The organism is Nocardia concava NBRC 100430, assembly GCF_000308815.1.
GTDB classification, from domain to species: domain Bacteria; phylum Actinomycetota; class Actinomycetes; order Mycobacteriales; family Mycobacteriaceae; genus Nocardia; species Nocardia concava.
Window position 1 is genome coordinate 1 of the sequence record NZ_BAFX01000141.1, and the last position, 25,842, is coordinate 25,842.

The 25,842-nt window shown below is 68.4% G+C and carries 24 protein-coding genes and 1 pseudogene; 9 read left to right on the plus strand and 16 right to left on the minus strand.

The window, feature by feature from the left end; translation table 11 throughout:
• The first annotated feature begins 245 nt into the window (after positions 1–245).
• From ON43_RS45150 to ON43_RS32940, 3 genes are all read left to right on the plus strand, one after another.
• Complete coding sequence (locus ON43_RS45150) at positions 246–431, plus strand: hypothetical protein (protein WP_157514271.1); 186 nt, start codon at positions 246–248, stop codon at positions 429–431.
• Positions 432–553: 122 nt separating this feature from the next.
• Complete coding sequence (locus ON43_RS32935; protein WP_157514272.1) at positions 554–2,389, plus strand: ArnT family glycosyltransferase; 1,836 nt, start codon at positions 554–556, stop codon at positions 2,387–2,389.
• 57 nt (positions 2,390–2,446) lie between these two features.
• Entirely contained in the window at positions 2,447–3,319 is an 873-nt protein-coding gene (locus ON43_RS32940; RefSeq protein WP_040813807.1) for an SDR family NAD(P)-dependent oxidoreductase, read from the plus strand.
• A gap of 166 nt (positions 3,320–3,485) precedes the next feature.
• On the opposite strand, the gene groL is transcribed toward ON43_RS32940, so the two are convergent.
• The 10 genes from groL to ON43_RS32990 form a co-directional block, all read right to left on the minus strand.
• On the minus strand, positions 3,486–5,108 hold the full coding sequence (gene groL / locus ON43_RS32945) for a chaperonin GroEL (protein ID WP_040813948.1): 1,623 nt from the start codon (positions 5,106–5,108) through the stop codon (positions 3,486–3,488).
• A 216-nt stretch (positions 5,109–5,324) separates the two neighbouring features.
• Complete coding sequence (locus tag ON43_RS32950; protein WP_040813809.1) at positions 5,325–5,627, minus strand: hypothetical protein; 303 nt, start codon at positions 5,625–5,627, stop codon at positions 5,325–5,327.
• A 107-nt stretch (positions 5,628–5,734) separates the two neighbouring features.
• Entirely contained in the window at positions 5,735–6,487 is a 753-nt protein-coding gene (locus ON43_RS32955; RefSeq protein WP_040813811.1) for a Clp protease N-terminal domain-containing protein, read from the minus strand.
• Between the two features lie 65 nt (positions 6,488–6,552).
• Positions 6,553–7,635, minus strand: coding sequence for an NAD(P)/FAD-dependent oxidoreductase (locus ON43_RS32960; RefSeq protein WP_051179562.1), 1,083 nt, complete (start codon positions 7,633–7,635; stop codon positions 6,553–6,555).
• A 125-nt stretch (positions 7,636–7,760) separates the two neighbouring features.
• The gene (locus ON43_RS32965; protein ID WP_306304992.1) at positions 7,761–8,780 is read right to left on the minus strand and encodes an RNA polymerase sigma-70 factor; all 1,020 of its coding nucleotides are present in this window, start codon (positions 8,778–8,780) and stop codon (positions 7,761–7,763) included.
• Positions 8,781–8,819: 39 nt separating this feature from the next.
• On the minus strand, positions 8,820–9,257 hold the full coding sequence (locus ON43_RS32970) for a hypothetical protein (protein WP_040813813.1): 438 nt from the start codon (positions 9,255–9,257) through the stop codon (positions 8,820–8,822).
• A gap of 104 nt (positions 9,258–9,361) precedes the next feature.
• Complete coding sequence (locus ON43_RS32975) at positions 9,362–9,715, minus strand: UBP-type zinc finger domain-containing protein (protein ID WP_040813814.1); 354 nt, start codon at positions 9,713–9,715, stop codon at positions 9,362–9,364.
• The gene (locus ON43_RS32980) at positions 9,715–11,190 is read right to left on the minus strand and encodes an ATP-binding protein (RefSeq protein WP_040813817.1); all 1,476 of its coding nucleotides are present in this window, start codon (positions 11,188–11,190) and stop codon (positions 9,715–9,717) included. Before ON43_RS32980 ends, ON43_RS32975 begins: the two co-directional genes overlap by 1 nt.
• A 10-nt stretch (positions 11,191–11,200) precedes the next feature.
• Positions 11,201–12,874 carry an NAD(P)/FAD-dependent oxidoreductase gene (locus ON43_RS32985; RefSeq protein WP_040813819.1) on the minus strand — a complete coding sequence of 558 codons (1,674 nt, stop codon included), beginning with the start codon at positions 12,872–12,874 and terminating at the stop codon, positions 11,201–11,203.
• 49 nt (positions 12,875–12,923) lie between these two features.
• The gene (locus tag ON43_RS32990; RefSeq protein ID WP_040813820.1) at positions 12,924–13,121 is read right to left on the minus strand and encodes a hypothetical protein; all 198 of its coding nucleotides are present in this window, start codon (positions 13,119–13,121) and stop codon (positions 12,924–12,926) included.
• A gap of 261 nt (positions 13,122–13,382) precedes the next feature.
• Here ON43_RS32990 and ON43_RS32995 point away from each other — a divergent pair, with 261 nt between their 5' ends.
• Together ON43_RS32995 and ON43_RS33000 are read left to right on the plus strand one after the other, a co-directional pair.
• On the plus strand, positions 13,383–13,841 hold the full coding sequence (locus ON43_RS32995) for an SRPBCC family protein (RefSeq protein WP_040813822.1): 459 nt from the start codon (positions 13,383–13,385) through the stop codon (positions 13,839–13,841).
• 15 nt (positions 13,842–13,856) lie between these two features.
• On the plus strand, positions 13,857–14,558 hold the full coding sequence (locus ON43_RS33000; RefSeq protein ID WP_040813824.1) for an SIMPL domain-containing protein: 702 nt from the start codon (positions 13,857–13,859) through the stop codon (positions 14,556–14,558).
• A gap of 67 nt (positions 14,559–14,625) precedes the next feature.
• Here the strand turns inward: ON43_RS33000 and ON43_RS33005 are convergent, their stop codons facing one another.
• A complete protein-coding gene (locus ON43_RS33005; RefSeq protein WP_040813826.1) occupies positions 14,626–15,654 on the minus strand; it encodes a beta-ketoacyl-ACP synthase III in 1,029 nt (342 codons plus the stop codon).
• A 296-nt stretch (positions 15,655–15,950) separates the two neighbouring features.
• On the opposite strand from ON43_RS33005, the gene ON43_RS33010 reads away from it, so the two are divergent.
• The 4 genes from ON43_RS33010 (at position 15,951) to ON43_RS33025 (ending at position 21,289) form a co-directional block, all read left to right on the plus strand.
• Complete coding sequence (locus ON43_RS33010) at positions 15,951–16,667, plus strand: phosphatidylserine decarboxylase (RefSeq protein ID WP_040813954.1); 717 nt, start codon at positions 15,951–15,953, stop codon at positions 16,665–16,667.
• A complete protein-coding gene (gene pssA, locus ON43_RS33015) occupies positions 16,667–17,578 on the plus strand; it encodes a CDP-diacylglycerol--serine O-phosphatidyltransferase (RefSeq protein ID WP_051179564.1) in 912 nt (303 codons plus the stop codon). The genes ON43_RS33010 and pssA overlap by 1 nt, the downstream gene beginning before the upstream one ends.
• Positions 17,579–17,605: 27 nt before the next feature.
• On the plus strand, positions 17,606–19,852 hold the full coding sequence (locus tag ON43_RS33020) for an AAA family ATPase (protein ID WP_051179574.1): 2,247 nt from the start codon (positions 17,606–17,608) through the stop codon (positions 19,850–19,852).
• Between the two features lie 105 nt (positions 19,853–19,957).
• Positions 19,958–21,289, plus strand: a complete 1,332-nt coding sequence (locus ON43_RS33025) for a hypothetical protein (RefSeq protein ID WP_040813828.1) — start codon at positions 19,958–19,960, stop codon at positions 21,287–21,289.
• Between the two features lie 4 nt (positions 21,290–21,293).
• Here ON43_RS33025 and ON43_RS33030 read toward each other — a convergent pair whose 3' ends face one another.
• The 5 genes and pseudogenes from ON43_RS33030 to napA form a co-directional block, all read right to left on the minus strand.
• Entirely contained in the window at positions 21,294–22,595 is a 1,302-nt protein-coding gene (locus ON43_RS33030) for a phosphatase PAP2 family protein (protein WP_040813959.1), read from the minus strand.
• Between the two features lie 246 nt (positions 22,596–22,841).
• Positions 22,842–23,990 (minus strand): glutamate--cysteine ligase, encoded by a 1,149-nt coding sequence (locus tag ON43_RS33035; RefSeq protein ID WP_040813830.1) that lies wholly within the window; start codon positions 23,988–23,990, stop codon positions 22,842–22,844.
• Between the two features lie 18 nt (positions 23,991–24,008).
• Positions 24,009–24,676, minus strand: a pseudogene (sodC, locus tag ON43_RS33040) (superoxide dismutase[Cu-Zn]).
• 148 nt (positions 24,677–24,824) lie between these two features.
• Positions 24,825–25,403: a LytR C-terminal domain-containing protein gene (locus ON43_RS33045; RefSeq protein ID WP_040813831.1), complete on the minus strand. Its 579-nt coding sequence runs from the start codon at positions 25,401–25,403 to the stop codon at positions 24,825–24,827.
• A 17-nt stretch (positions 25,404–25,420) separates the two neighbouring features.
• Positions 25,421–25,771, minus strand: a complete 351-nt coding sequence (gene napA, locus ON43_RS33050) for a nucleoid-associated protein NapA (protein ID WP_040813833.1) — start codon at positions 25,769–25,771, stop codon at positions 25,421–25,423.
• Positions 25,772–25,842: the final 71 nt, after the last annotated feature.

Sequence of the window (25,842 nt, forward strand, 5' to 3'; positions counted from 1 at the left end):
GATCTTGATCATCAGGCGCTCCTCGTCCAACCTCGTTTCCCAGGCCCTTGGGGCTCTGGGTCGGTGTCCGTGTCGCTCTGACCTGGAATAAGTTACGTGTTGCTACGAACAGAGTCAAATCGGCTGGTCAGAGGACTAAATTGGCTCATGTGTACGTCTGCGACTGGTCGATTACGAGCGCTGTCGTGGACGAGTTCGCGGAAAGACTGCCCGGACTTAAAGAAACCGACTGGCGCGTTAGTTGGTTGCCGGGTCGATTGGTCACCCGGGAGCAGGCGATTGCGGCCATGGAATTGGTCGAACTCCTCTACGACCCGACCTACCCCGACGACGCCGAGGTGCGTGCCGCCGTCGCGGCGGCCGCCGAGCAGCTCGGCATCCGGCCCATCGATGTGGCGGTCACTCTCTCCGAGCGTCATCCGCATCGCTGACGACCCCGCCCTCCACCCCGCGATGGGCTCATCTACGCCTGCGGGCCGATTCCCCTCGGATGCCCTCCGCCCACGGGTTGATTTCCTTTGACACCCACCCGGCGGCGTCCGAGATTAGGTCTGTGACAGGCGTAATCGCAGCTCCCGCACGGTTCGGCACCGACTGGTCGCGATGGTTGCGGGGTCCGGCAGACCAGCCGCGCTGGGCCCGGCCCGCCCTGCTCGCCACGGCGGCGGTGGCGGGAGCGCTCTATGTCTGGGGTATCGGGTCGCGGACGCCGCATCTCTACTACTCGGCCGCCGCGCGGTCGATGAGCATGAGTTGGCACAACTTCTTCTTCGCCGCCTTCGATCCGGCGGGCACCATCAGCATCGACAAGCTGCCGGGGGCGATCTGGATCCAGGCACTGTCCGTGCGGATCTTCGGACCACAACTCTGGGCGTATCAACTGCCGCAGGTCATCGAGGGCGTGCTCACGGTCCTCGTGCTCTATCGAGCGGTACGGCGACTGTCCGGTCCGTACGCGGCCATCGTCGCCGCGGTGGTCGCGGCCGTCGCGCCGGCGACGGTCGCGCTGAACCGCGGCAATATCTCCGACACCCTGCTGGTGCTGTTGCTCGTCCTGGCGGCGGATCGCGCTACGGCCGCGATCGCCTCGGGACGAACACGGGATCTGCTGTACTGCGGGCTGTTCATCGGTCTCGCCTTCCAAGCCAAGATGCTGCAGGCCTGGCTGGTGGTCCCGGCAGTGGCGGCGGCGGCGTTGATCGCCGCATCGAGAAGTGAACTGCGGCAACGGATCACGGGTCTGGCCTGGTTCGGGGCGGTCGCGCTGGCGGTTTCGCTGAGCTGGATGGCATTGGTCAGCCTGCTGCCCGCGGAACACCGGCCCTATGTCGACGGCAGTCACGACAACTCACTGTTCGAGCAGGTCTTCGTCTACAACGGAGCCAGCCGGGCCAATGACGGATTCGGTATCGGGGCCGCCAACTTCGCCGCCGGCGAGGGCCAGAGTGGCTATCGCGCGGAACTGGTGATCGGCCCGGACCACCGGTTCGATCATCTCTTCGGCGGGGGTGGCGGGCGCGAAACCGGGTGGCTGATTCCGCTCGCGCTGGTCTGCCTGGTCGTCCTGGCCTGGGCCGCACGGCGGCGACCGCGCACGGATAGGGAGACCGCGGCGCTGGTGCTGTGGGGCGGCTGGCTGCTCATCCATCTGGCGGTCTTCCTGATGATCGGCACCGTGAACCCGTACTACCTGGCGGTGCTCACTCCGGCGATCGCGGCTCTGATCGGCATGGGGGCCAACGCTTTCCGGGAATCCACCGATCGGCGGGTGCGCATGCTCGGACCTGTCGCGGTCGGAGCGACGGCCGTCTACGGCTGGTGGCTCTCGGCTGCCGCGCCGAACTGGCTGCGCATCGGGCTCGTGGTCTTCACCGTCGCGCTCGTCGTCGCCGCCGTCCGAGTTCGGGAAGCGCTGTCGGCCGCACTGCTTCTGGTCGCGGCACTGGCCGCACCCTCCGCCGCCGCACTATCGGTGGTCGCCGACGGATACGGCCCGCTCGACACCCCTTACGAGTCGGCAGCCGCCCGGCAGGTCACCCAGGGATTCATGGCCTCGTCGATCGGCAGCGCACGAGAACTCGACGACGAACTCGCGAAAATGCCGAGCCACCCGCGCTATCCGCTGCTCACCTACACCGCCGTCCTGGCCGCCCCGTTCATCCTGGTCAGCGGTGATCAGGTGCCGAGCATCGGTGGCTTCACCGGCGAGTCACCGGTCCCCACGACCGATCAGGTGGCGGCGATGATCAATTCCGGCCAGGTCGGGCTGGTCTTCATCACCCCGGCCAAGGACGACCGTCTGGAATGGATTCGACAGCACTGCCGCGAGTTGCGGGGCCAGGGTGACGGCCCGTCGATCCAGGCCTACAGCTGCGCTCGCCACCAGTAAGAACCAAATTCGCGACTCACCGACCGAATCGCGGTGCGGCACTTAGCATCCCTAACTATGCAGGACATCAGCGGGTTGCTCCACAAGATCAGACACGGCCTCGACACCCAGGTGAGCCTCTCGCGGCTGCGCCGCAACCGCACCCTCGCCGACGCGGTCACCGGCCGCACGGTCCTGATCACCGGGGCCTCCTCCGGCATCGGCCGCGTCGCCGCCCTCGAATTGGGCGCCGCCGGAGCCACCGTCCTGCTGGTCGCCCGCCGCGCCGACGAACTCGCCAGCGCCGTAGCCGAAATCGAGGGCCGCGGCGGCCGCGCCGCCGCCTACCCGTGCGATCTCAACGATTTCGACGCCCTCGACGCCATGACCGCGAAGGTGCTCGCCGACCACGGCCGCGTCGACATCCTGGTCAACAATGCGGGCCGCTCCATCCGCCGCCGCCTGGACGAGTCCTACGACCGCTTCCACGACTACGAGCGCACCATGCGCCTCAACTACTTCGCACCGGTCCGCCTCATCCTGGCGTTCGCACCCGCCATGCGCGCCTCCGGCGAGGGCCAGATCATCAACATCCTCTCCCTCGCCAACCTCTACGGCGGCCCCGGCTACGCCGCCTACGTCGCCTCCAAGGCCGCCCTCGACTCCCTGAGCACCAACCTCCAAGCCGAAACCCACACCGAGAACCTGAGATTCACCTCGATCTACCTCCCCTTGGTCCGCACGGACATGATCACGGCGAACCCCATCTACACCGAGACCACCGCCAATGCCCTCACCGCTGAAGAAGGCGGCCAAATAATCTGCGACGCCATCACCGACCGCCCCCGCCGTCTCACCCCGGTCATGGGCCGTATCGCAGCCCTCGTGGACACCGTCCTCCCCGAACGTGCCGACGCCATCCGCAACGCCCGCTTCACCAGCGGAATGTGAACCCCCACAACGAAACCGGGTCCGGCGACCTCCCCCACCCCCACAAAGCCGAGGGCCCGGCCACCGCAAGGTGGCCGGGCCCTCGTTCACCTCTTCACAGCACCGGGCCCGGTCACCGTCAGGTGACCGGGCCCGGTTCATTCAATTCCGTTGCCGGAGGCGCGGACTAGAAGTCCATGCCGCCCATGCCGCCGGTCGGGTCGCCCGCGGGGGCGGCCTTCTCCGGCTTGTCGGCGACGACGGCCTCGGTGGTGAGGAACAGCGCCGCGATGGAGGCGGCGTTCTGCAGCGCCGAGCGGGTGACCTTGACCGGGTCGGCAACGCCGGCGGCCAGCAGGTCGACGTACTCGCCCGAGTCGGCGTTCAGGCCGTGGCCGGCCGGGAGGTTCGAGACCTTCTCGGCGACGACGCCGGGCTCCAGGCCCGCGTTGAAGGCGATCTGCTTCAGCGGCGCGGACAGCGCGACGCGAACGATGTTCGCGCCGGTGGCCTCGTCACCGGTCAGGGTCAGCGCGTCCAGCGCCGGAGCCGACTGCAGCAGGGCCACGCCACCACCGGCGACGATGCCCTCCTCGACGGCGGCCTTCGCGTTGCGGACGGCGTCCTCGATGCGGTGCTTGCGCTCCTTGAGCTCGACCTCGGTGGCCGCGCCCGCCTTGATCACCGCGACACCGCCGGCCAGCTTGGCCAGGCGCTCCTGCAGCTTCTCACGGTCGTAGTCCGAGTCCGAGTTCTCGATCTCGGTGCGGATCTGCTGCACCCGGCCCTTGATGGCCTCCGGGTCGCCCGCGCCCTCGACGATGGTGGTCTCGTCCTTGGTGATGACGACCTTGCGGGCGGTGCCCAGCAGCTCCAGACCGGCGGTCTCCAGGGAGAGGCCGACCTCTTCGCTGATGACCTCGCCACCGGTCAGGATGGCGATGTCGGCCAGCATGGCCTTGCGGCGGTCGCCGAAGCCCGGGGCCTTGACGGCGATGGACTTGAAGGTGCCGCGGATCTTGTTCACGACCAGGGTCGAGAGCGCTTCGCCCTCAACGTCTTCCGCGATGATCAGCAGCGGCTTGCCGGCCTGGATGACCTTCTCCAGCAGCGGCAGCAGGTCCTTGACGGTCGAGATCTTCGAGCCGACGAGCAGGATGTACGGATCCTCGAGGACCGCTTCCTGACGCTCCGGGTCGGTCACGAAGTAACCGGAGATGTAGCCCTTGTCGAAGCGCATGCCCTCGGTGAGCTCCAGCTGGAGACCGAAGGTGTTGCTCTCCTCGACGGTGATGACGCCTTCCTTGCCGACCTTGTCCATGGCCTCGGCGATGAGCTCACCGATGGACGAGTCGCCCGCGGAGATACCGGCGGTGGCGGCGATCTGCTCCTTGGTCTCGACCTCCTTGGCGGTCGAGAGCAGCGAGGCGGTGACGGCCTCGACGGCCTTCTCGATGCCGCGCTTCAGGCCGAGCGGGTTGGCGCCGGCGGCCACGTTGCGCAGGCCCTCACGGACCAGCGCCTGGGCCAGCACGGTGGCGGTGGTGGTGCCGTCACCCGCGACGTCGTCGGTCTTCTTCGCAACTTCCTTGACGAGCTCCGCGCCGATCTTCTCGTACGGGTCCTCGAGCTCGATTTCCTTCGCGATGGAGACACCATCGTTGGTGATGGTGGGGGCGCCCCACTTCTTCTCCAGCACGACATTGCGGCCCTTGGGGCCCAGGGTCACCTTGACAGCGTCGGCGAGGCTGTTCAGGCCACGCTCGAGTCCGCGGCGAGCCTCTTCGTCGTACGCAATTGTCTTGGCCATTGCGTTGAGATCCTCCAGATCAGGGATGGGCATGATCTGGTCAGCTTCGGTGCCCGCGACGGACGACCGGAGGTACCGGCCTCACCGTTCCGACCTAGCACTCACGGGTACGGAGTGCCAAACCCCTTTCTAGCACTCGCCCCGGGCGAGTGCAAGGTTACGGAGAACCGGCGAATGGCCGCACGAGCGATCTCGGCGGCCGATGCCTCACCAGGACTACGAGAAGTGAGAACGGTCGTCTACACGGAGCAGGAGCGCGATCAAAGCGTCCGTCCGTCGCTCCTCCGGGGTGCGGGGCTCGCCGTGTTCGACAGTGACGAGTTCGGCATCTTGGAGGAGGAGTTCGGCTTCGATGCGCATGATGGCCCGGATGAACGGTGGGGCGACCTCCGGCGGGAGGTCTCCGTTCACGATGTAGCCGCCGTCCGGCGTGTCCTCGGTGGAGACATAACTGAGCGCGCGCAGCAGGTCAGCGCGCATTTCCCCCGCAACTAGGTCGGAACCCTCGTCGCCCGCCATTCCACAATCGTATCTGGCGCATCATGCACACCATGGGACCCGGTGGCGCGGGAGCGGGTGCGGGCCCTACATCACCAGGTCGATGGCATGGTGCAACGACACGCCGACTACTCGTCAGCGGCGGGCGCGGTCACACCGGGCACGGGCAGGGAACCCAGCAGCGCCACGATGTCGGCCTGCACGGCGTCCTTGTCCAGGCCCAGGCCGGACAGGATGCCCGAGCCGTTCTCCTGATCCAGCAGGGCAAGCAGCAGATGCTCGGTGCCGATGTAGTTGTGGCCCAGCCGCAGGGCCTCGCGGAACGTCAACTCGAGGGCCTTGCGGGCCTGCGCGTCGAACGGGATGAGGGCGGGGACGGGGTCGCCGGTGGCGGCGGGGAGCGCGGCCGTGGCCACCCGGCGGACGGCGTCGACGGAGACTCCCTTGGCCTCGATGACTTTCACCGCGAGGGATTCCGGCTCGGCGAGCAGCCCGAGAATCAGGTGTTCGGAACGGGTTTCGAGATTGCCGACCGACCGGGCTTCCTCCTGGGCGGCCATCACCACGTGGCGGGCGCGCGGAGTGAAGCGGGCGAAGCCGGCGCTGGGGTCGAGGGCGGCGGCCTGACCCGGATCGGCGGGGGCCTTGGGCACGAAGCGCTTCTGCGCGGCCTGCTTGGTGACGCCCATGCTCTGGCCGATATCGGTCCAGGAGGCGCCGGAGCGGCGGGCCTGGTCCACGAAGTGGCCGATCAGATGGTCGGCCACCTCACCGATGTGGTTGCCCAGCACCACGGCATCGGAGAGTTGCTCGAGGACGTCGTCGGGGCGGGCCTTCTTGATGCCGTCGATCAGATCGTCGAGGCGGATGGAGTTCGTCATGCGTCAACTCTAGGTTGACCACCGAAGGTTAGTCAACCATGAGTTGACGATCGGCGCGGTGTGGATCACCCCTTGGCCGCCCGGCCCACGGCCGCCACGATCTGCTCCTTGATCCAGGCCCCCGGGCGACCGGTCAGCACCGTGTTGCCGTTCGAATCGTCGGCCTTCATGAACTGGACGACGGCATCCCGACGACCGAGGCTGATGCAGGTCAGGACGAAGCGGGGCCGGAAAGCCTTGGGCTGCTTGCCGTGCACCCGCGCCACCACCGCGCCGCCGAGGTACTTGCCCGCGGGCTGCGCCGCCTGGCACGACATCCGCGCCTCGCGGCCGTTGTGCCCCACCATGACCGCCGCGTCGCCGACCGCGTAGACGTTCTCGAGGTCGAGCACCCGCAGGGTCTCGTCGGTCAGGATCCGATTGCGTCCGTCCACCGGGAAGCCCGAGCGGGCCGCCACCTCGGGCACGGTGAAACCCGTTGTCCAGAGCACGATGTCGGCGTCGATGCGGTCGCCGTCCACCAGTTCGAGGCCGGTCGCGGTCACCGCCGCGACCTTGGCCACGTGCACCGCGACGCCGAGCCGGTCCAGCACGGTGCGAATGTGCGCGACCGACTTGGGGATCAGCCAGCCGCCCGGCTCGTCCGAGCTCACCAGCGCGACCTCGAGGTCGGGGCGCGATTCGGCCAGCTCCGTGGCGGTTTCGAGGCCGGTCGCGCCGCCGCCGACCACGGCCACCCGGCCCTTCAGCTCCGGAATCCGACGCACGTCCTCGGAAGTCGCGACGGTGTGGGCGAATTCGGCGGCGCCGGGCACCATCGAGAGGTCGGCGCGGCTGCCGAGGGCGTAGATCAGCGAGTCGTATTCGACGGTGTCGCCGGTGGCCAGTTCGACGCGGCGGGCGGCGGTGTCGATGCGCTCGGCGCGGCCGTTCACGAACTCGATGCCCTTGGCCGCCAGGTTCTCCCGCAGCTCCCAGCGCCGCACGTCCTGACCGGCCGTGACCTGGTGCAGCCGCACCCGGTCGACGAATTCGGTGTGGAAGTCGATGACCGTGACGCGCACGCCCTTGGCCTTGCCCGCCCGCTGTGCGGCGGCAAGTCCCGCGTAACCCGCGCCCAGAACCACGATTCGATGCTGCCCGGTCATGAGAGTGCTCCTTACCCGGCCCCCGCTCGGTGGCCGACACCCTCTAGACCGGACAGCACCGCGATCCCTGACAGATTTCGGTTGTGCCCTGAGTCACATAGCGATTCGCGGCGCGAAAACCGCCGCTAAACAGCGGTTTCGCCGGCGAACTCGCGATCGTGGCGGGCGAAGTAGGCCAGCTTGTCCGGGTTCACGGCGACCTGGACCGAGCTGATCGACTCCCCGGACCACGCGGCCGACACCGTGCCGATCACGGTCTCGCCCATCCGGACCACGAAGGCCGGTGCGGCATTGACCTCTTGGATCGCGAAGGTGACGTCCGGCATCGCGGCGGACTTGGCGAACAGGCCCACCAGGTACCGGGCCACCTTCTCGGCGCCCAGGATCGGCCGCTTGGCCGCGTTGACCTTCGCGCCGCCGTCGGCCAGCGCCACGATATCGGCGGTGAACATGGACTCGAGCGCCGCGATATCACCGGATTGCGCTGCGCTGAGGAATTTTTCGACCAGTTCGCGCGCGTGCGCCGGGGCGGTCTCGAAGCGTGGCCGCTCCTCCTGCACGCGATGGGCGGCGCGGCGGTACACCTGCTGCGAATTGGCCTCGGTGAGCCCGAGCATGTCGGCGATCTCGCGATGCGCGTACCCGAATGCCTCGCGCAGGACGAAGACGGCGCGTTCGGTGGGGCTGAGGCGTTCGGCCAGGGCCAGGAAGGCCATCGAGACCAGTTCCCGCTGCTCGGCCGACTCCAGCGGCCCGAGCTCACCGCGTCCGGTCGGGACCGGCTCCGGCAGCCACGGGCCGACGTAGGTCTCGCGCCGCGAGCGCGCCGAATCCAGCCAGGTACGACACTGATTCACCAGCAACGTGGTCAACCAGGCTTCGGCGGAACGGATTTCGGTGCGATCGGAGGCGTCCCAGCGCAGATAGGTCTCCTGCACGGCGTCCTCCGCCTCCGCGGCCGAACCCAGCATGCGGTAGGCCAGCGCGAACAATCGCGGCCGGTGCCGTTCGAATTCGACCAGCCCGTCGGCATCCATCAAGCCACCCGTCTTCGTTGTGCGCAATCGTTTGAGGACGATACGCCTGCGAAGGCGGGTGCCGGTGGTGACTATCCACACGCCGCCACCGTGCGCCCCTGCGCTCATGGAGCGCCAATGGTTCCCTAATGGAGATCGGGAACGAAACTACTTGGGCGCCACCCGGATTGCGACGGCGACCGGGGTGTTGGCGTAGGTCGAGGCCAGGCAGGCCAGCTTGGCGGTACCGAGTGCCACATTCGGGCTGCCGTCCAGGAAGGAGCCGGGGTGGGCGGCCAGAATCTGGTCGATCACCTGCTTCTCGGTGTCCTCCGACAGGTCACGGAAGTCGCCGCAGGTGGTCTGGGCCCCGGCGGGCGCGGTGGTCTTCTTGGCCGCGGTGGCACTGGTCGGGGCGTCCGCGGGCGGCTGCACCAGGGCTCCGACGGAGGTGGAAGCGGCGGCCGGGTTGGTGGTTCTGGCCGCCGTGGTGGTGCCGGCCTGCTTCAGGCCGCTCGAATCGGCGGATTTGTCCGAACCGCCGCAACCGGCGAGAGTCAACGCCATCGCACCGGCTGCGAGGGCGACGATCGAAAGTCGCTTCATACCCTGCTTTCCGAACTTCCCGAGAGTGCCTGGCACCGGGACCGGCCCGACGCTCGCAGCAGCGTACCCGGCCCCGGCGACTCCCGGAAGGGAAAGCTCGGACGTCAGTGCAGGTGCTGCTGCCAGTCCGCGGGCACCCGCCCCGCCGGGCCCGGCACCGGCTGATTCGCCGGATGCGCGTGCGGCGGCGCGAGTTCCGGGCCGCCCTCGTACATCTCCTTGTTGGTGAAGTTGTAGTACCAGTCCTCACCCGGCTCGAAGCTCTGGATAAACGGGTGCCCGGTGCTCTCGAAATGCTTGGTGCCGTGCTGATTCGGCGACATGTCGCAACAGCCGACGTGCCCGCACTGCGCGCACCGGCGCAGGTGCACCCACCAGCCGCCCGCGGCGTCGCACTCCACGCAGCCCGAACCGCTGGGCGGGACGGCGGTGTCGATGCCTTCGATCTGTTCGGTCATCAGTTGCCTCCGGTAGTCGATTGCGCCACTTCGGTTTCCGCGGGATTGACCGCCTCGAGCGGCAGCCGGACGATGAATCTGGTGTTGCCGGGCTCGGTTTCGACCCGGATATCGCCGTGGTGCTTGTTGACCACGATCCGGAACGAGATGTCCAACCCCAGCCCGGTGCCCTCGCCGACCGGCTTGGTGGTGAAGAACGGCTCGAAGATGCGGGTCCGGATCTCCTCCGGCACACCCGGGCCGGTGTCACCGATTTCCACTGCGGCGCACTCGTTTTCACGATACGTGCGAATGGTGAGCGTACCGCGCCCGCCCATGGCCGCGACCGCGTTGTCGATCAGGTTGGTCCACACCTGATTCATCTCCGCGGCGTAGCAGGGCACCGGCGGCAGCGCCGGATCGTATTCCTTGACCACCGTGATGTCGTCGCCGATCTTGCGGGCCAGCATGACCAGCGTGGAATCCAGCAGTTCGTGGATGTCCACCACCTGGAACGGGGCCCGGTCCATCTGCGAGTACTGCTTGGCCGCGTTCACCAGCGAGGAGATGCGGGTGGTGGAGTCGCCGATCTCGTTCATCAGCAGTTCGGTCTCGACCGTGTAGTTGAGCCAGCGGATGGCGCCCTCGAAAACGTCGGGGCCGCAACCGGACAGGGTGCCGTGCACCTTCTCCAGCCAGTCGATGTCGAAGCCGGCCTGCACGAAGTTCGGGGCCAGATCCCAGCCGTTGGCGATGTCGTGGTTCTCCAGCCAGTCGCCCAGTTCGTCCTCGCGGTCGGCGGCCTCCATGGAGGTGAGCTTTGGGGCCTTGGCGACCTGCGCGGCGGCCTCCTCCTGCAGCTGCACCAGCGCCTCGAGCGTCTTGGAGTCGAACTTGCCGTGCGCCATCATCTTCAGCTTGTGCCGCATCCCGGCCACCCGCTCGCGCAGCGAGGAGGTGGCGCGCACGGCGGCCGCGGCGGGATTGTTCAGCTCGTGGGTCAGGCCCGCCGACAGCGAGCCCAGCGCCAGCAGCCGTTCCCGCTGCCCGATGCGCTCATTGGCATTGCGGTTGCCGAAGAAGACGCCCTCCAGCAGGTGCAGCGCCATCGGGAACCATTCCTGCATCATCTTCGCGAAGGTGCCGGCGTCGAGCACGAAGAACTTCGACGGCCGCGTCACGTAGAAGGAGGCGGTGTAGGTCTGCTCGACCTTGTCGCCCATGTACGCGGTCCACGCGCCGGAGTACGAGCCGATGTGCCCGGTGCGCACGAGTTCGATCTCCTCGCCGCCCGACATCTTGGTCAGCACCACCTCGCCGTCCATCAGGACGTAGAAGCAGGTGGCCGGATCGCCCTCGCGGAAGACCAGTCCGGGTTCGAACATCTCGACCCGGCCGTCCTTGCACAGCCAGGCCAGTTGTTCGTCGTTCAGCTTCTCGAACAGGAACAGCTGACGCAGTTCGTTCGGGTCGCAGATCAATCCGAGGTTGCCCATTCACCCACTCCTACTGTTTCGCCAGCCAGCGGTGCACCAGCATGACGGCCATGGCGCCCTCGCCGACCGCCGAGGCCACCCGCTTCGCCGACTCCGACCGCACGTCACCGGCCACGAAAACGCCGGGCACGCTGGTCTCCAAATGCTGCGGGGGACGCGGCAGTTCCCAGCCCGCGGGTCGTTCGCCGTCCACCATGAGGTCCGGTCCGGCCAGCACATAGCCGTTCTCGTCGCGCCGGACGACGCCGTCGAGCCAATCGGTTTCCGGTGCGGCGCCGATGAACAGAAACAAACGTTCCGCGTCCACCTTTTCTTCCGTGCCGTTCGCGTTGTCGCGCAGCACGATGCGTTCCAGGTGGTCGTCGCCGTCGGCGGAGACCACCTCGGTGCGGGTGTGCACCTTGATATTGGGGATCTGCTCGATCTGCTGGATCAGATAGTGCGACATGGACGCCTCGAGCGATTCGCCGCGCACCAGGATGTGCACGGTCCGGGCCCGCCGCGACAGGAATACCGCGGCCTGGCCCGCCGAGTTCGCGCCGCCCACGATGTAGACGTCCTTGTCGGCGCAGTCGCTGGCCTCGGTCATGGCCGAGCCGTAGTAGACGCCGCGCCCGGTGAATTCGTCCACGCCCGGGGCCGGGTGGTGCCGGTAGTTGACGCCGGTCGCGATGAGCACCGAATGCGCCGCGACGCTGCCGCCGTCGGCGAATTTCACCACCCGGGCCGAACCGCACGCCTCGAGCGCCACCACCTCGCGCGCGGTGATCAGCTCGGCCCCGAATTTCACCGCCTGCCGCCGCGCCCGGTCGGCCAGCTGCGCGCCGGAGAGCCCGTCCGGGAAGCCCAGGTAGTTCTCGATGCGCGAGCTCTGCCCGGCCTGCCCGCCGGTCGCGGTGCGTTCCACCAGGACCGTGCGCAGGCCCTCGGACGCGCCGTACACCGCCGCGCCCAGACCGGCCGGTCCGCCGCCGACCACGATCAGGTCGTAGAAGTCGCTGGAGGCATCGGTATTGAGGCCCACGCCCTCGGCCAGCTGCGCGTCGGTCGGCATGATCAGCACGTCGCCGCCCGGGTTGATGATGACCGGGCACTGCTCCTCGGTGGCATTGGCGGCGGTCAGCAGCCGCGCGCCCTCCGGCTCGTCGACCTGGTACCAGCGATACGGCAACTGGTTGCGCGCCAGGAACTCTCGCACCTCGGAACATCGGGCCGACCAGCGGTGGCCGATCACCTTGGTCTCGGTCACCGGCTTGTGGTCGTCCCCGCGCCACGCCTCGAGCAGGGCGTCGACGACCGGATACAGCTTCTCCTCCGGCGGATCCCACGGCTTGAGCAGGTAATGGTCGAGATCGACCACATTGATGGCCTCGATGGCGGCATTGGTGTCGGCGTAGGCGGTGAGCAGCACGCGGCGCGCGTACGGGTGCAGGTCCATGGCCTGCTCGAGGAATTCGACGCCGTTCATGCCGGGCATCCGGTAGTCGGCGATCAGGACCGCGACCGGCTGGCCGCGCAGTTTCATCTCGCGAAGCGCCTCGAGGGCGTCGGCGCCGGACTCCGCCCGCAGAATCCGATAGTCCGCCCCGTAGCGGCGGCGCAGGTCCCGCACGACCGCGCGCGAGACGCCCGGGTCGTCGTCGACGCTGAGGATGGCCGGCTTCGCGGCAGCTGGTGAAGTCACCTATCGAGTATGGCGAGGCGGCGCAAGTCGGGCATCCAGGGCACCCGGATCAAATCCGATGATGCTGAACGAGATCCAGTTCGGTCGGCGTGAGCAATCGCTCCAGCCGTTCTTCCAAGGCCCCGTTGGCCTTCTTGCGTCCGGGCGGCTTGGGCGTCTTGGGGGACTCCGCATCGGCGCCGGATTCGTCGGCGGGGAGGAGCGGGACCATCTTGGTCCTGCGATGCAGGAGCGAGCGCAGGTTCACGGCCGATCACCTCACGTTTCCCAATCGGAAGCTGGTGGCGGTGTCTGATGCTTCGTCTATCCCACATTGTGCGCCGCTCATTACATTTCGGACATCGACACCCCCGGAATGTGATCTAGTTGATTTTCAGCTGGGGAATGAACCGGGCGCTTCGGCTATACGTGCTGGTGAGGTGTGGTGATCCACGCCACGGACGCCGGGTGACCCACGCCACCCGCATTACGATGCCCGTAACCGATCGTTACGTCCCCGGAGGCAGCGTTGCCGAACAAACTCGAAGCCAGCATTGATATCGCCGCGGCCCCCGAGCAGGTGTGGAGTGTCGTCTCCGATCTCAAGCGCATTCCCGAATTCAGCCCGCAGACGCTGCGCATGCAGCCGCTGGGCCGGTCGGTCCACACCGGGACCTGGACGGTGAACCTCAACAAGGCCAAGGGGTACGTCTACCCGACCACGTCCAAGGTGGTCCGGTTCGAGCCGAATCACGCGATCGCCTTCCGGATGAACGAGAACGGGACGGTCTGGAGCTACACCCTCGAGCCGACCGCCGACGGCGGCACCCGGCTGCTGCAGCGCCGCGATGTGCCCAAGGGCAAGCTGCCCGGCTGGCTGCAGTTCACCATCGACAAGGCCTTCGGCGGGGAGCAGCCCTTCGAGGGCGCGCTCGTGGACGGCATGAACGAAACCCTGGGGAAGATCAAGCGAACCCTGGAGCGCTGAGCGTAGGTTCGGCCTATGCGACGACTGACAGCGATCTGCGCGGCGACCGCCGGTGTCGCGCTCCTGCTCACCGGATGCGGGAGCTCGGATTCGGGCGACCGCACGGTGACCGTGACCGGCAATGGAAAGGTCCAGGGCACACCGGATGTGCTCAATGCCGATCTGGGCACCGAGGTGAGCGCGGGCGATGTCTCCGCCGCGGTGGATCAGGCCAATGCCAAGGCCAAGGCCATCACCGACGCCATGGTCACGGCCGGGGCCAAGCGCGAGGACATCAGCACCAGCGACCTGTCCTTACAGCCCACCTACGGACCGGACGGGCGGAACATCAGCGGGTACCGGGCCACCAACTCCATGCACGTGAAGGTTCGCGATCTCCCCAAGGCGTCGGGCGTCCTGTCGGCGGCAGTGCAGGCCGGAGGCAATGACACCCGGATCAGTTCGGTGGCATTCGGGTTGGAGGACAACACCAAGCTGCTCGCCGATGCCCGCGCCCGCGCCTTCGACGACGCCAAGTCCCGCGCCCAGCAATACGCGGATCTGTCGGGGCTGAAGTTGAAGACGGTCAAGACCATCAGCGAAAACGGCGGCGGCACAACGCCTACCCCCGTGCCCATGTACAAGCAGAACGCACCGGGGGCAGCGCCGGACATCAGCCTCGAGCCAGGCCAGCAGACGGTCACCTTCACCGTGACCGTCGTCTGGGATATGGGCTAGGGGATAACTCTTGATCCCGCGCGCCGCCGAGAGGCGGCGCGCGGAGGCTAGAGGGTTGGAAGTATTCCTATTTCCAGTTCGGGAGCTGGACCACCTGGGCCGCGTAGGACAGGCCCGCGCCGAAGGCGATGAGCAGGGCGGTGCCGCCGGGTTTGGCGTCGCCCTGCCGCATCATCGCCTCCATGGCCAGGGGGATCGAGGCGGCGGAGGTATTGCCGGTCTCCTCGATGTCATTGGCCAGGGCGCAGCTGTCCGGGAGTTTCAGCACCCGGGCCATGATCTCGATGATGCGGCCGTTGGCCTGGTGCGGGACCATGGCGTCCAGTTCCTCCGGGGTCAGGCCCGCGCGTTCGATGGCATCGCGGCAGACCTTCTCCAAAGAGTGTGCGGCCCAACGGAAGACGGCCGTGCCCTCCATGGCCAGATAGGGACGGACGGCGTCGAGTCCCTGCTCGTCGATCTCGCGGAAGAAGTCCATCCAGTCCTTGTCCTGGCGGATGGCGTGGTGCTGGGTGCCGTCCGAGCCCCAGACCGTGGGCCCGATGCCGGGTTCGTCGGACGGGCCGATGACCACGGCGCCCGCGCCGTCGGCGAAGAGGAAGGCGGTGCCGCGATCCTTCGGGTTGATCGCGTCGGTCAGCCGTTCCACGCCGATGACCAGGACATGGCGGGAGGTCCCGCCCTTGACCAGGTCCGAGGCCATGGCGACGGCGTGGCAGAAGCCCGCGCAGCCAGCCGAGATGTCGAAGGCGGCAACGTTTTTCAGGCCGAGTTCGGTGGCGATCTGCGGGGCCGCGGCGGGTGTGAGCAGCAGCCAGGTGGACGTGGCGACGATGACGCAGTCGATCAGGTCCGGATCGATCTCGGCGGCCTCGATGGCGTCGCGGGCGGCGGCGGCGCTCATCGCGATGATCGTCTCCTCGGGGGAGGCGAAGCGGCGGGTGCGAATGCCGGAGCGGGTCCGGATCCACTCGTCGCTGGAATCGATGGGTCCGGCGACCTCATCGTTGGTGACGACTCGCTCCGGGCGGTACACGCCGAGCCCGAGCATTGCCGTGTGCTCTACCCCGTTGATCGAGGCAATTCGAGCAGCCATGGTTTTCTCCTATGTACTGCGCGTCGAACGTGACCTTCATCGGGTTCCCCACCCCAGAGCGGACATAGCGGACGCCGCAGACATGAGGCTCCCTCATCTTAATCGGGTCAGCCTCTCATATGTGTGCGGATGCTCACAATCACGGGGTACTGCCAGGTGGCTCACCGACTGTTCACATCCGGGCCATACCCGCGCCGACGGGCGTTCGGTCACCGAGAACGCGAGTGTCGAACGCGCTTCCCGTATCGTGTGACGCGGTCAATGACCAGACTTATCCGCGCATGAAAGAGGAGCCTGTGGCCCGCCGACCCACCCCGCCCGGCACTCCGGAACAGACCGGCCTCGGTCACGTCGCCGACCTGGTACGTAAAGCCGTTCCGCCGCTGCACCCCGCGGGTCTGCCCTTCGTCGCCGCGCCGCTCGCGGTGGCCACCCTGGGTTACCGGCGAAAGTGGCTGCGCCGCACGGGTTTGCTCGCGGCCGCCGCCTGCGCCACCTTCTTCCGCCACCCGCACCGGGTACCGCCGAACCGGGCGGGCGTGGTCGTCGCCCCCGCCGACGGTGAGGTCGCGCTGGTCGACACCGCGGTGCCGCCCGCCGAGCTCGGGCTCGGTGACGCGCCGCTGCCGCGGGTGAGCATCTTCCTGTCCGTGCTGGACGTGCACGTGCAGCGCGTGCCCGTGAGCGGGCTGGTGGAGCAGGTCGCGTACCAGAAGGGCCAGTTCCTCTCCGCCGATCTGCCCGAGGCCAGCGATCGCAACGAGCGCAACAGCGTGGTCATCGAGACCGCCTCCGGACAGCGCGTGGTCGTGGTGCAGATCGCCGGGCTGCTGGCGCGCCGCATCGTCTGCGAGGCCAAGGCCGGCGACAAGCTGAACATCGGTGACACCTACGGCCTGATCCGGTTCGGTTCGCGCGTGGACACCTATTTCCCGGCCGGTACCGCTCTGCTGGTGACGCCGGGGCAGCGGACCATCGGCGCGGAAACGGTGCTGGCCGAACTGGATTCATGATGGAGCAACTCGCGCCGGCGCCCCTGGCGCCCCGCCGCAACCGCACCGTCCGCCTGCTGCCGAGCATGGTGACCATCCTGGGCCTGTGCTCGGGACTGTCCGCGGTGAAGTTCGCCATGGAGAACCAGCTGGGCATCGCGCTGGCACTGGTCGGCGCGGCCGCGGTGTTCGACATGCTGGACGGTCGCATCGCCCGGATGCTGGATGCCACCACCAAGATGGGCGCGGAACTGGATTCGCTGTCCGACGCCATCGCCTTCGGCGTCGCGCCCGCACTGGTGCTGTACGTGACCTTCCTGCACGCCGACAGCATCGGCTGGATCATCGCGCTGATGTTCGCGGTCTGCATGGTGTTGCGCCTGGCCAGGTTCAACACGCTGATGGACGACGACAACCGGCCGGACTGGCAGCGGGAGTACTTCACCGGTGTGCCCGCGCCCGCGGGTGCGCTCATCGTGCTGCTGCCCATCGCGCTGTCGGAGCAGTTCCACGACGGCTGGTGGGTGAGCTTCCCCGCGGTCGCGGTGTGGACCGTGCTGACCGGTCTGCTGTGCGTGAGCACCCTGCCGACGCTGGCCATGAAGTCGGTGTCGGTGGCCCCGCGCACCGCGCCGATCCTGCTGGTGCTGGTGGCCCTGGCCGCCGCACTGCTGGTCACCTACCCGCTCATCCTGATGATGGCGCTGGTCGTGCTGTACCTGGGCCACATCCCCTTCGCCGTGCACTCCGCCCGCTGGGTGGCCGCGCGCCCGGAGACCTGGCACCACAAGCCGGCCGACCGCCGCGCCCAGCGCCGGGCCCAGCGGCGTCAGCGCCCGCTGGCCGGTCGGGTGCCGCGCGTCTCCACCGCCCGGCTGCGCCTGCGCCGCCCGGGTACCCGCGAGCAGATCCCGGATCGCACCAAGCGCTGAACGGGCAGAATTGACGGCGTGCCGGAAATGAAGCTGACCGCTCGCCGGAACTCCTCGGGCGGCGACGCCCGCTGGGGGTTGGTGCGATTACACCCCGAAGTCATGATGGTGCTCGGCCTGCAGCCGGGCGACGGCGTCACCCTCACCGGCGGGCGGCGCACCACCGCGGTGGTCGGTCCGTTCAAGCCGTCGCACGACTTCACCACCGGTGTCGCACTGCTCGACGAGGTGACGCTGGCCAACGCGAAGGTCCCCGAGGACGGCGACGTGGTGATCGCGCCGGCGGCCGTCTACGACGCCCGCCGGGTGGAGCTGACCGGATCGAGCCTGGCCATGTCGGCCATCTCGGAATCGACGCTGCGGCAGGCTCTTTTGGGCAAGATCGTGACCGTCGGCGACACCGTCACCCTGCTGCCGCGCGATCTGCTGCCCACCGACAATCCGGCCGCCGCCCGGCAGGCGCTGAAGAATCTGGGCATCGCATGGACCTCGGAGGTCTTGAAGGTCACCGCCACGGATCCGCAGCCCGGGCCGGTCACCATCCTGCCGAGCACCGCGGTTTCGCTGGGCCGGACCGTGCGCGTCACCGAGACTCCGCACCACCTGATCGAGGACGGCAGTCCGCAGTCCGCGGTCCTCGCGCCGCCACCGCAGCGGCCGACCTCGGCGGCGCCCGCGACCGTGGTCGCGGTGGCGGATCTCGCGGGGGTGCAACCGCAAGCAGCCAAGCTGAAGGAGTGGCTGAAGCTGGCGCTGGACGAACCGGAATTGCTCAAGGCCCTCGGCGCCACATCGCATCTGGGTGTGCTGATCACCGGACCGGCCGGGGTCGGGAAGGCGACGCTGGCGCGAGCGGTGACGGGTACCCGGCGGCTGGTGGAGCTGGACGGGCCCGCGGTCGGCGCGCTCGAGGGCGGCAGCCGGTTGCGCGAGGTCGCGGACAAGGTGACCGAAATCTGTTCCGGCGCGGGCGGAGTGCTGCTGATCAGCGATATCGACGCGCTGCTTCCGGTCGACGCCGAACCGGTGGCCACCCTGATCCTGGACCAATTGCGGTGCGCCGTAGCGCGTCCGGCGGTCGCGGTGATCGCGACCACCTCGAACGCGGTGGGCCTCGACGCCCGGCTGCGCGCCCCCGAACTGTTCGACCGGGAGGTGTCGCTGTCGCTGCCCAAGGCGGCCGTCCGGGCGGCCCTGCTGGAACGGTTGCTGCGCAAGGTTCCCACCCAGGACCTCAAATTGGAGGAGATCGCGGCGCGGACACCCGGCTATGTGGTGTCGGACCTGGCGGCACTGGTGCGCGAGGCGGCGCTGCGGGCGGCGACGCGGGCCAGCCGGGACCATACGGAACCGGTGCTGCTGCAGGAGGATCTGGCCGGGGCGCTGGAGGTGATCCGTCCCCTGTCGCGGTCGGGCTCGGAGGAACTGGCCATCGGCAACCTGAGCCTCGACGACGTCGGGGACATGGTCGAGACCAAGCAGGCTCTCACCGAGACGGTGCTGTGGCCGCTCGAACATCCGGATTCGTTCCAGCGCCTGGGCATCGAGCCGCCGCGCGGGGTGCTGCTGTACGGCCCGCCGGGTTGCGGCAAGACCTTCCTGGTACGCGCGCTGGCCGGATCGGGGCGGCTGAGCGTGCACGCGGTGAAGGGCGCGGAGCTGATGGACAAGTGGGTGGGCTCCTCGGAGCGGGCGGTGCGCGAGTTGTTCCAGCGCGCACGGGATTCCGCGCCCTCGCTCATCTTCCTGGACGAGGTGGACGCGCTGGCCCCGCGCCGGGGCCAGTCCAGCGACTCGGGTGTCGGGGATCGCGTGGTCGCCGCGCTGCTCACCGAGTTGGACGGGGTGGAGCCGCTGCGCGATGTGGTGGTGGTCGGCGCGACCAACCGGCCGGAATTGATCGATCCGGCCCTGACCCGGCCCGGCCGCCTCGACCGCCTGGTCTTCGTGCCGCCGCCGGATGCCGACGCGCGCGCCGAAATCCTGCGCGCCGCCGCCAAATCCGTGCCGCTCGCCCGGGACGTGAGCCTGCGCAAGCTGGCCCGGGAGCTCGACGGGTATTCGGCCGCCGACTGCGCGGCGCTGCTGCGCGAGGCCGCCCTCGCCGCCATGCGCCGCGATGTGGAGGCCGGGGAGGTCACGGCGGAGGATGTGGCGGCGGCGCGGAAGGCGGTGCGGCCGTCGCTGGATCCGGTTCAGGTGGAGTCGCTTCGGCTGTACGCGGCCAAGCGGGATGCGTCCGGACCGGCCGGAGACCCGTCCGGCTACGTATGACATACCGATTAGTCGGTTTTATCTGCGGTTTCGAAGATCGCCGAAAATTCGCAAAGTAGGCGAGTCGAACCAACCGGTCCGCCTATCGCCGGTAGCTTTGCGCAGGTGAGGTCGTATCAGGTCGCCGCCGAAACGATCACGGCGCTGGTGACAGCAACGGTTGCCGGGCTGGCGCTGGCCCTGCCCATCGACTTCGGCTGGACCGCACAGACTTCCGCACTGCAGCTGGACCTGCTGGCCTACAGCCTGCCGCGGGCCATCGCGGCGGGCGTGCTGGTGGCCATGATCGCGGCGGTGCTCATCACCACCCTGGGCAGCACCAGGGTGGCGTGGGGGACGACGGTCGGCGGGCTGCTGGTGCTGCTCGCCAATCACAGCTTCGGGCACGCCACCGATCCGCACTCCTCACTGTCCACCATGAATTTCATCGATTCCCTGGCCGGCGGACTGGTACTGGGCGCGCTGGGCGCGGCGGTCCTGCACCACCGGCTGTCGGCCTTCGCGTGGACGCTGGGCGTGCTGATCAGCCTGCTGCTGGGCTCGGTGAATCCGGTCCCGCGAATGGGCGGCAGCATCGACCAGGCGACGACCGACCACTGGCACGCCTCGGACATGCCGCCGATGTGGATGATGGTGCTCGCGTTGGCCCTGTGCGTGCTCGGCTTCCTGGCCAATCGCAATCACCCGGTCGCCCAACGACTGTCGATCGAGCTGCCGCTGGCCCCGATCCTGGCGGGCGTGGTGCTGGTGCTGGTGACGCTGGCCAGCGCCGAATGGCTGGCACGGCACGGGGACAGCCTGGCGGGCATCGGCCTGGCCGTGGTGACGGCGGTGGCGACGGCCGTCGTCGCGGCCATGCTGCTGCCGGGCCGCGACGGCGAGATCGTGCTGCTGGCGGTGGGACTCGGCGCGGTCGGGGCGGCGACGGTGGCGGCCGAACTGCCCGCCTGGTCGATTCCGCTGCTGGTGGCGGTGACCGCGTTCGGCATGTGGACGGGCAGCCGATACGGCACGACACTGGGCTGTCTGGCGGGGGCGATCCTGCTCGGCCTGTCCACGGTGCTGGCCTCCGATACCGATCAGGCCTGGCTGATCGTGGGCGGCGCGGGAATCATCTCCTGGCTCATCGGTTTCGGCCTCACCTCGGCCCGGCCGCGCTATGTGCCGAGCCGGGTGCTGGGCACCATGGTGATCTTCGTGCCCTCGGCGGTGCTGGGCATGCGCGACTATGTGGCGCGCGGCCATTACGCGCTGCAGTCCGGCGAGAACGCGATGGTGTGCACGGTGACCTCCGGCGGTAGCAGCGCGACACCGGCGTGGACGGCGGTGCTGATCGCGGCGGGCTGTCTGGGCGGACTGCTGGCCCTGCGGCGCGCCCGCCCGCTGCCGGCCCGGACCGAGGGGACCGCCGAGACCCCGGAGTCGGACGCCGACTGAACGATCAGGCGCGCACGGCGTTTTCGAGCGGTGCGGCGACGGTCGGGAGCTGCGCGAACCAGGTGCGGTAGAAGGCCGTCACGTAGGCGGCGAACAGGCCGAGCACGAGGATGCCCGCGGGCATCGGATGCTCGGCGAATCCGGCCGACAGGTACCGGTAGGACAGCAGCAGCGCCGTGAAGAGCGCGGTCCCGGCGGCGACGAGCCGGATCCGGGTGGCATCCCAGCCGCGTTCCGGTGCGCGCAGCGCGGATTCGATGGTCAGGCACAGCACCGCGCCCGCGACCAGGTCCGCGCCGTAGTGGTAGCCGAAGCCGAGGGTGGCCGACAGCGTGGCGATCAGCCAGAAGGCGCCGCCCCAGCGCAGCCAGGTGGGCGCGAGCGCGCCGGTGAACGGGTCGCGACGGGAGTGGATGAAGATCGACAGCGCCCACGCGGTGTGCAGCGAGGGCATGCAGTTGCGCGGGGTGTAGTGGTCGAAGGGGATCGAGCCGGGCGAGAGGTCCACCGGCGGCACCACATTCGGCCAGAACTGGCCGAGGGAGAAGGCGTGCCCGTCCGCGCCGTACGCGAAGATCGGCCCGACCACCGGGAACAGGACGTAGAAGAGCGGTCCGATCAGACCCAGCACCAGGAAGGTGCGCACCAGGTAGTGCCGGGGCCACTCCCCCGTCTTCACCACATTGCGCAACTGCCAGACGGTCACGATCATCGCGCCGAGCGGCAGTTCGATGTAGACCCAGTGCAGCACCGACGAGGCGATGGGCGAGAGCCAGTCCAGCAGCTGCCCCATCATCCAGGAGGGATCGCCGAGGGCGTGGTCGACCAGCACCACGTGCTCGTCGAGCACTCGCGGCCCGGCCAGCACGGTGATGCCCAGCCAGACGTCGGCGACCTTGCTGGACAGCACCAGCAGCAGGCCCAGCGCGCCGGCGTGCAGCGCGTTGGTCCGGTCCGTGCCCTGCCACTTCCACAGTGCGAGCGCGAGAATCGCGACGAGCACGATGACCGGGCCGTTGCCCATGGCCAGCGGTCCGCCGTTCAGCGTCCGAATCGACTGGTACACAACGTCGATGGCGAGCGCCGCGCCGACCGCGATGCCGCGCCGCCGCCAGGACAGCCCGATGAGGGCGAGCCCGAGTCCGGCCCACGGCACGGTGAAGGATTTGGCATTGCCCGCGAAGTCGTCCCAGATGCTCTCGATGGGTCCGACGAAGTGGTGCATCGAGGCGACGATCTGCAGGGCGATCAACGCCACCGCCCCGGCGCTCAGCGCGATCGTGAGGCGGGCCCTCGGCGACGGCATCCGGATCCCGGATCGGCGCGCACTGTCGCCGGATCGGGAGCGCGGGTCGTCGAGCAGCATCCAGCCATAGTAAACGCCGTGTGAACGCGAGCCCCACGGTCGGTTGAACGCCACCGGCTACCCCGGATGAACAGCCCCCGGTCAGTGCGGTATAGCCCCTGGCCAAGGCGTACACCGTCCGCAGTCCGCCGTAATCGAAATCACACCCGTGGAAGACGGTCTTTACTGGTCGGGACCGTGCGCCCGTTACTGCTCGAGCTCGTGCACCAGGGAGTCGACGACGGCGACCAGATCGCCCTGGGCGGCCGCGGCCACCCGGCGCTGGCGTTGATAGGACGCGCCCCGCTTGGGGATATCGGCGACGAGTGCGAGCTCGTTCTCGCACCCGAGGCTCTTGGCGGTCGGCTCCAGCCGGTTGAGCAGGTCCATGAGGTCGTCGGTGACGAGTCGCTCATTGCTGTCGGCGTCGGTGATGATGATGGCGTCGAGCCCGTATCGCGCTGCGCGCCATTTGTTTTCCTGCACATGCCAGGGCGGCAGGATGTCGGGCATGGGCTCCCCGGATTCCACCCGGCGGTCGAGATCCACGATGAGGCAGTGGATCAGCGCCACGATGGCGGCCAGTTCGGCCTTGGTGGGGGTGCCGTCGCAGACGCGGACCTCGATGGTGCCCCACTTGGGCGCGGGCCGGATGTCCCAGTGCATGCCGCCGAGTTGTTCGAACACACCGGTTTTCGTCTGGTCGTGCACGAATCCCTCGAACTGGCCCCAGTTCTCGAACTGGAAGGGCAGTCCGGCGGTGGGCAGCTGCTGGAACATGAGCGCCCGGTTGCTGGCGTAGCCGGTGTCCACGCCCGCCCACATGGGCGAGGAGGCGGACAGCGCCAGCAGGTGCGGGTAGGACGGCAGCAGCGCGTTGAGGATCGGAAAGACCTTGTCCGGGTGCGAGACTCCGACGTGCACGTGCACGCCCCAGATCAGCATCTGGCGGCCCCACCACTGGGTGCGCTCGATGAGCTCGTCGTAATGCGCGCTGCGCGTGAGCTGTTGGGTAGACCACTGCGCGAACGGATGGGTTCCGGCGCAGAACAGGTCGACGCCCATCGGGTCGGCGACGCGGCGCACGGCGTCCTGGGTGGCGCGCAGCTCGTCGACCACCTCGCTCACGGTGTCGTGCTTGCCGGAGACGAGTTCGACGGTGTTCTTCAGCAGTTCCTTGGTGATCTGCGGGGTGCCGTCCCAGGCGCGCAGATCACCGCAGGCCTCGAAAACGGCTGCGGCCGTGTTGGACAGGTCGCGCGTGTGCTTGTCGACCAGCGCGACTTCCCATTCCACGCCGAGCGTGGGCCGGGGCGATGAGTTGAAGGGGACCTTCTTGATGCCTGCCCCGGCCATGGCTCACCTCAATGGGTTTCAGGACACGACGCCGCAGGCGATTCGAGCGCCCGCGTCGCCGGTCGAGAGGGTTTCCTGATCCGGTGCGGGTACGTACCGGGAGGGGATGTTGCCGAAGTTGTCGGCGCCGTTGTGGATGATCAGGGCCTTGCCCTTGAGCTCGTCCAGGGTGACCGAATCGGTGGTGGTGACCAGCTTGGCGGTGCCGTCCTTGAGCACCTGGAGCGAGGTCAGGTCGCCGCTGGAGGGGTGCGCGTTGGCCTCGCCGACCTGCAGGTGGCCGCCGGCGGAGAGGAAGTCGCCGGGCGCGCCGCCGGCGGGCGGGGTGGAGTTGGCCTCGCACTTGCCGACCGAGTGGAAGTGCAGACCGTGGAAGCCGGGCTTGAGGCCGTGGGCGTCGACGGTGATCTCGAGGTGGTTGCCCGCCTTGGCGATGGTGGCGGTGCCGACGCTGGCGCCGCTCGGGTCCTTCAGCGTCACGCTGGAGGAGTCCTTCGGGTGTTCTCGCCGCCCTCGGCCTTGGTGGCGCCGCCCGGCGCGGGCGCGGAGGTGAAGACCGACGGGTTGGTCCCCTTGACGTCACTCGATTCCTGGCTGTTGGAGCAGGCGGTGAGGCCGAGGGCCGCGACCGCGAGCACCGGAGCAACAGTCCACCAGGACGGGCGACGAGTTGAGGACGAGGCCATCGGGGAACTCCTTTACGAGTACCGAGTTTACGGGTAAAGCTGCATGGACATAGTTCGTACCGGACAAGATGATGCCAGAGGCGAGTGCGCACCCCATGCAGGGGCCATCCGGTTGTCGCAGCGGCGATTCAGCCGCGGGAAAGTCGGCTCAGCCGCCGGTGACGATGACGATGACGCCGGAGGGCGAATCCGAGATCCCCGGGAAGCGCGGTTCGGCCGAGCAGCCCAGCTCGGCGGCGATGGCCTGGGCCAGCGCCTGTTCCTTGGCCGAACTGCCGTAGTACACGGTGGTTTTCGGAATGACACCGTTCGGGTAGTTGCCCACCTCGGTCACATTGAAACCGTCGGCGGTGAGCTGGTCCCCGGTCTTCTTGGCCAGGCCCGCGACGGTGCCGTTGTTGTAAACCCGTACGGGCAGGCTCTTGTCGACGCCGGAAGCGGCCGTGGTGGTGGGCGCGACCGTGGTGGTCGTGGGGGCCGCCGTGGTGGTCGTGGGCTGGGCCGCGGTGGTGGTCGGCACCACGGGCGCGGTCGTGGCCTGGGTCGAATTCTGCTGTGCGGCAGTGGTTGTGGACGACGCTCCGCTGGAGGTCGCGCTCGCGTCGGAGGAATCCGAACTCGACAGCGACATCGCGCCGATGCCCGCGAACACGATGGCCAGCGCGATCAGGACCATCGCCAGGGCGCGCAGCGGCGGACCGCCGGACGGCGAATTCGGGTTGCTCACGGCGTCGAGCCTACTGGCTATACCTGGAAACCGAGACGACGTGCGGCCCTGGTCTTCTGGCGGCTGGCGCGCAATCGGCGCAGGCGCTTGACCAGCATGGGATCCGCGGCCAGGGCCTCGGGCTTGTCGACGACGGTGTTGAGGACCTGGTAGTAGCGGGTGGCCGAGAGATCGAACAGCTCCCGGATGGCCTCTTCCTTGGCTCCGGCGTACTTCCACCATTTGCGCTCGAAGTCGAGAATGTCGAGTTCACGGCGGGAAAGTCCGTGTGCGCCATCCTCGTCGGTCACGTTCTCCGTGATACCGGGGGCGCCCGCGGGGATTGCGTCCTCGCTTGCGGAGATGTCTCGTGCCGCTGCGCTGTCCATACTGCTCCCTCGCCGAGTGGTCACCAGACGAATTTGTGCGTCGCCGATCATTCAACCACGCATGAGGACCT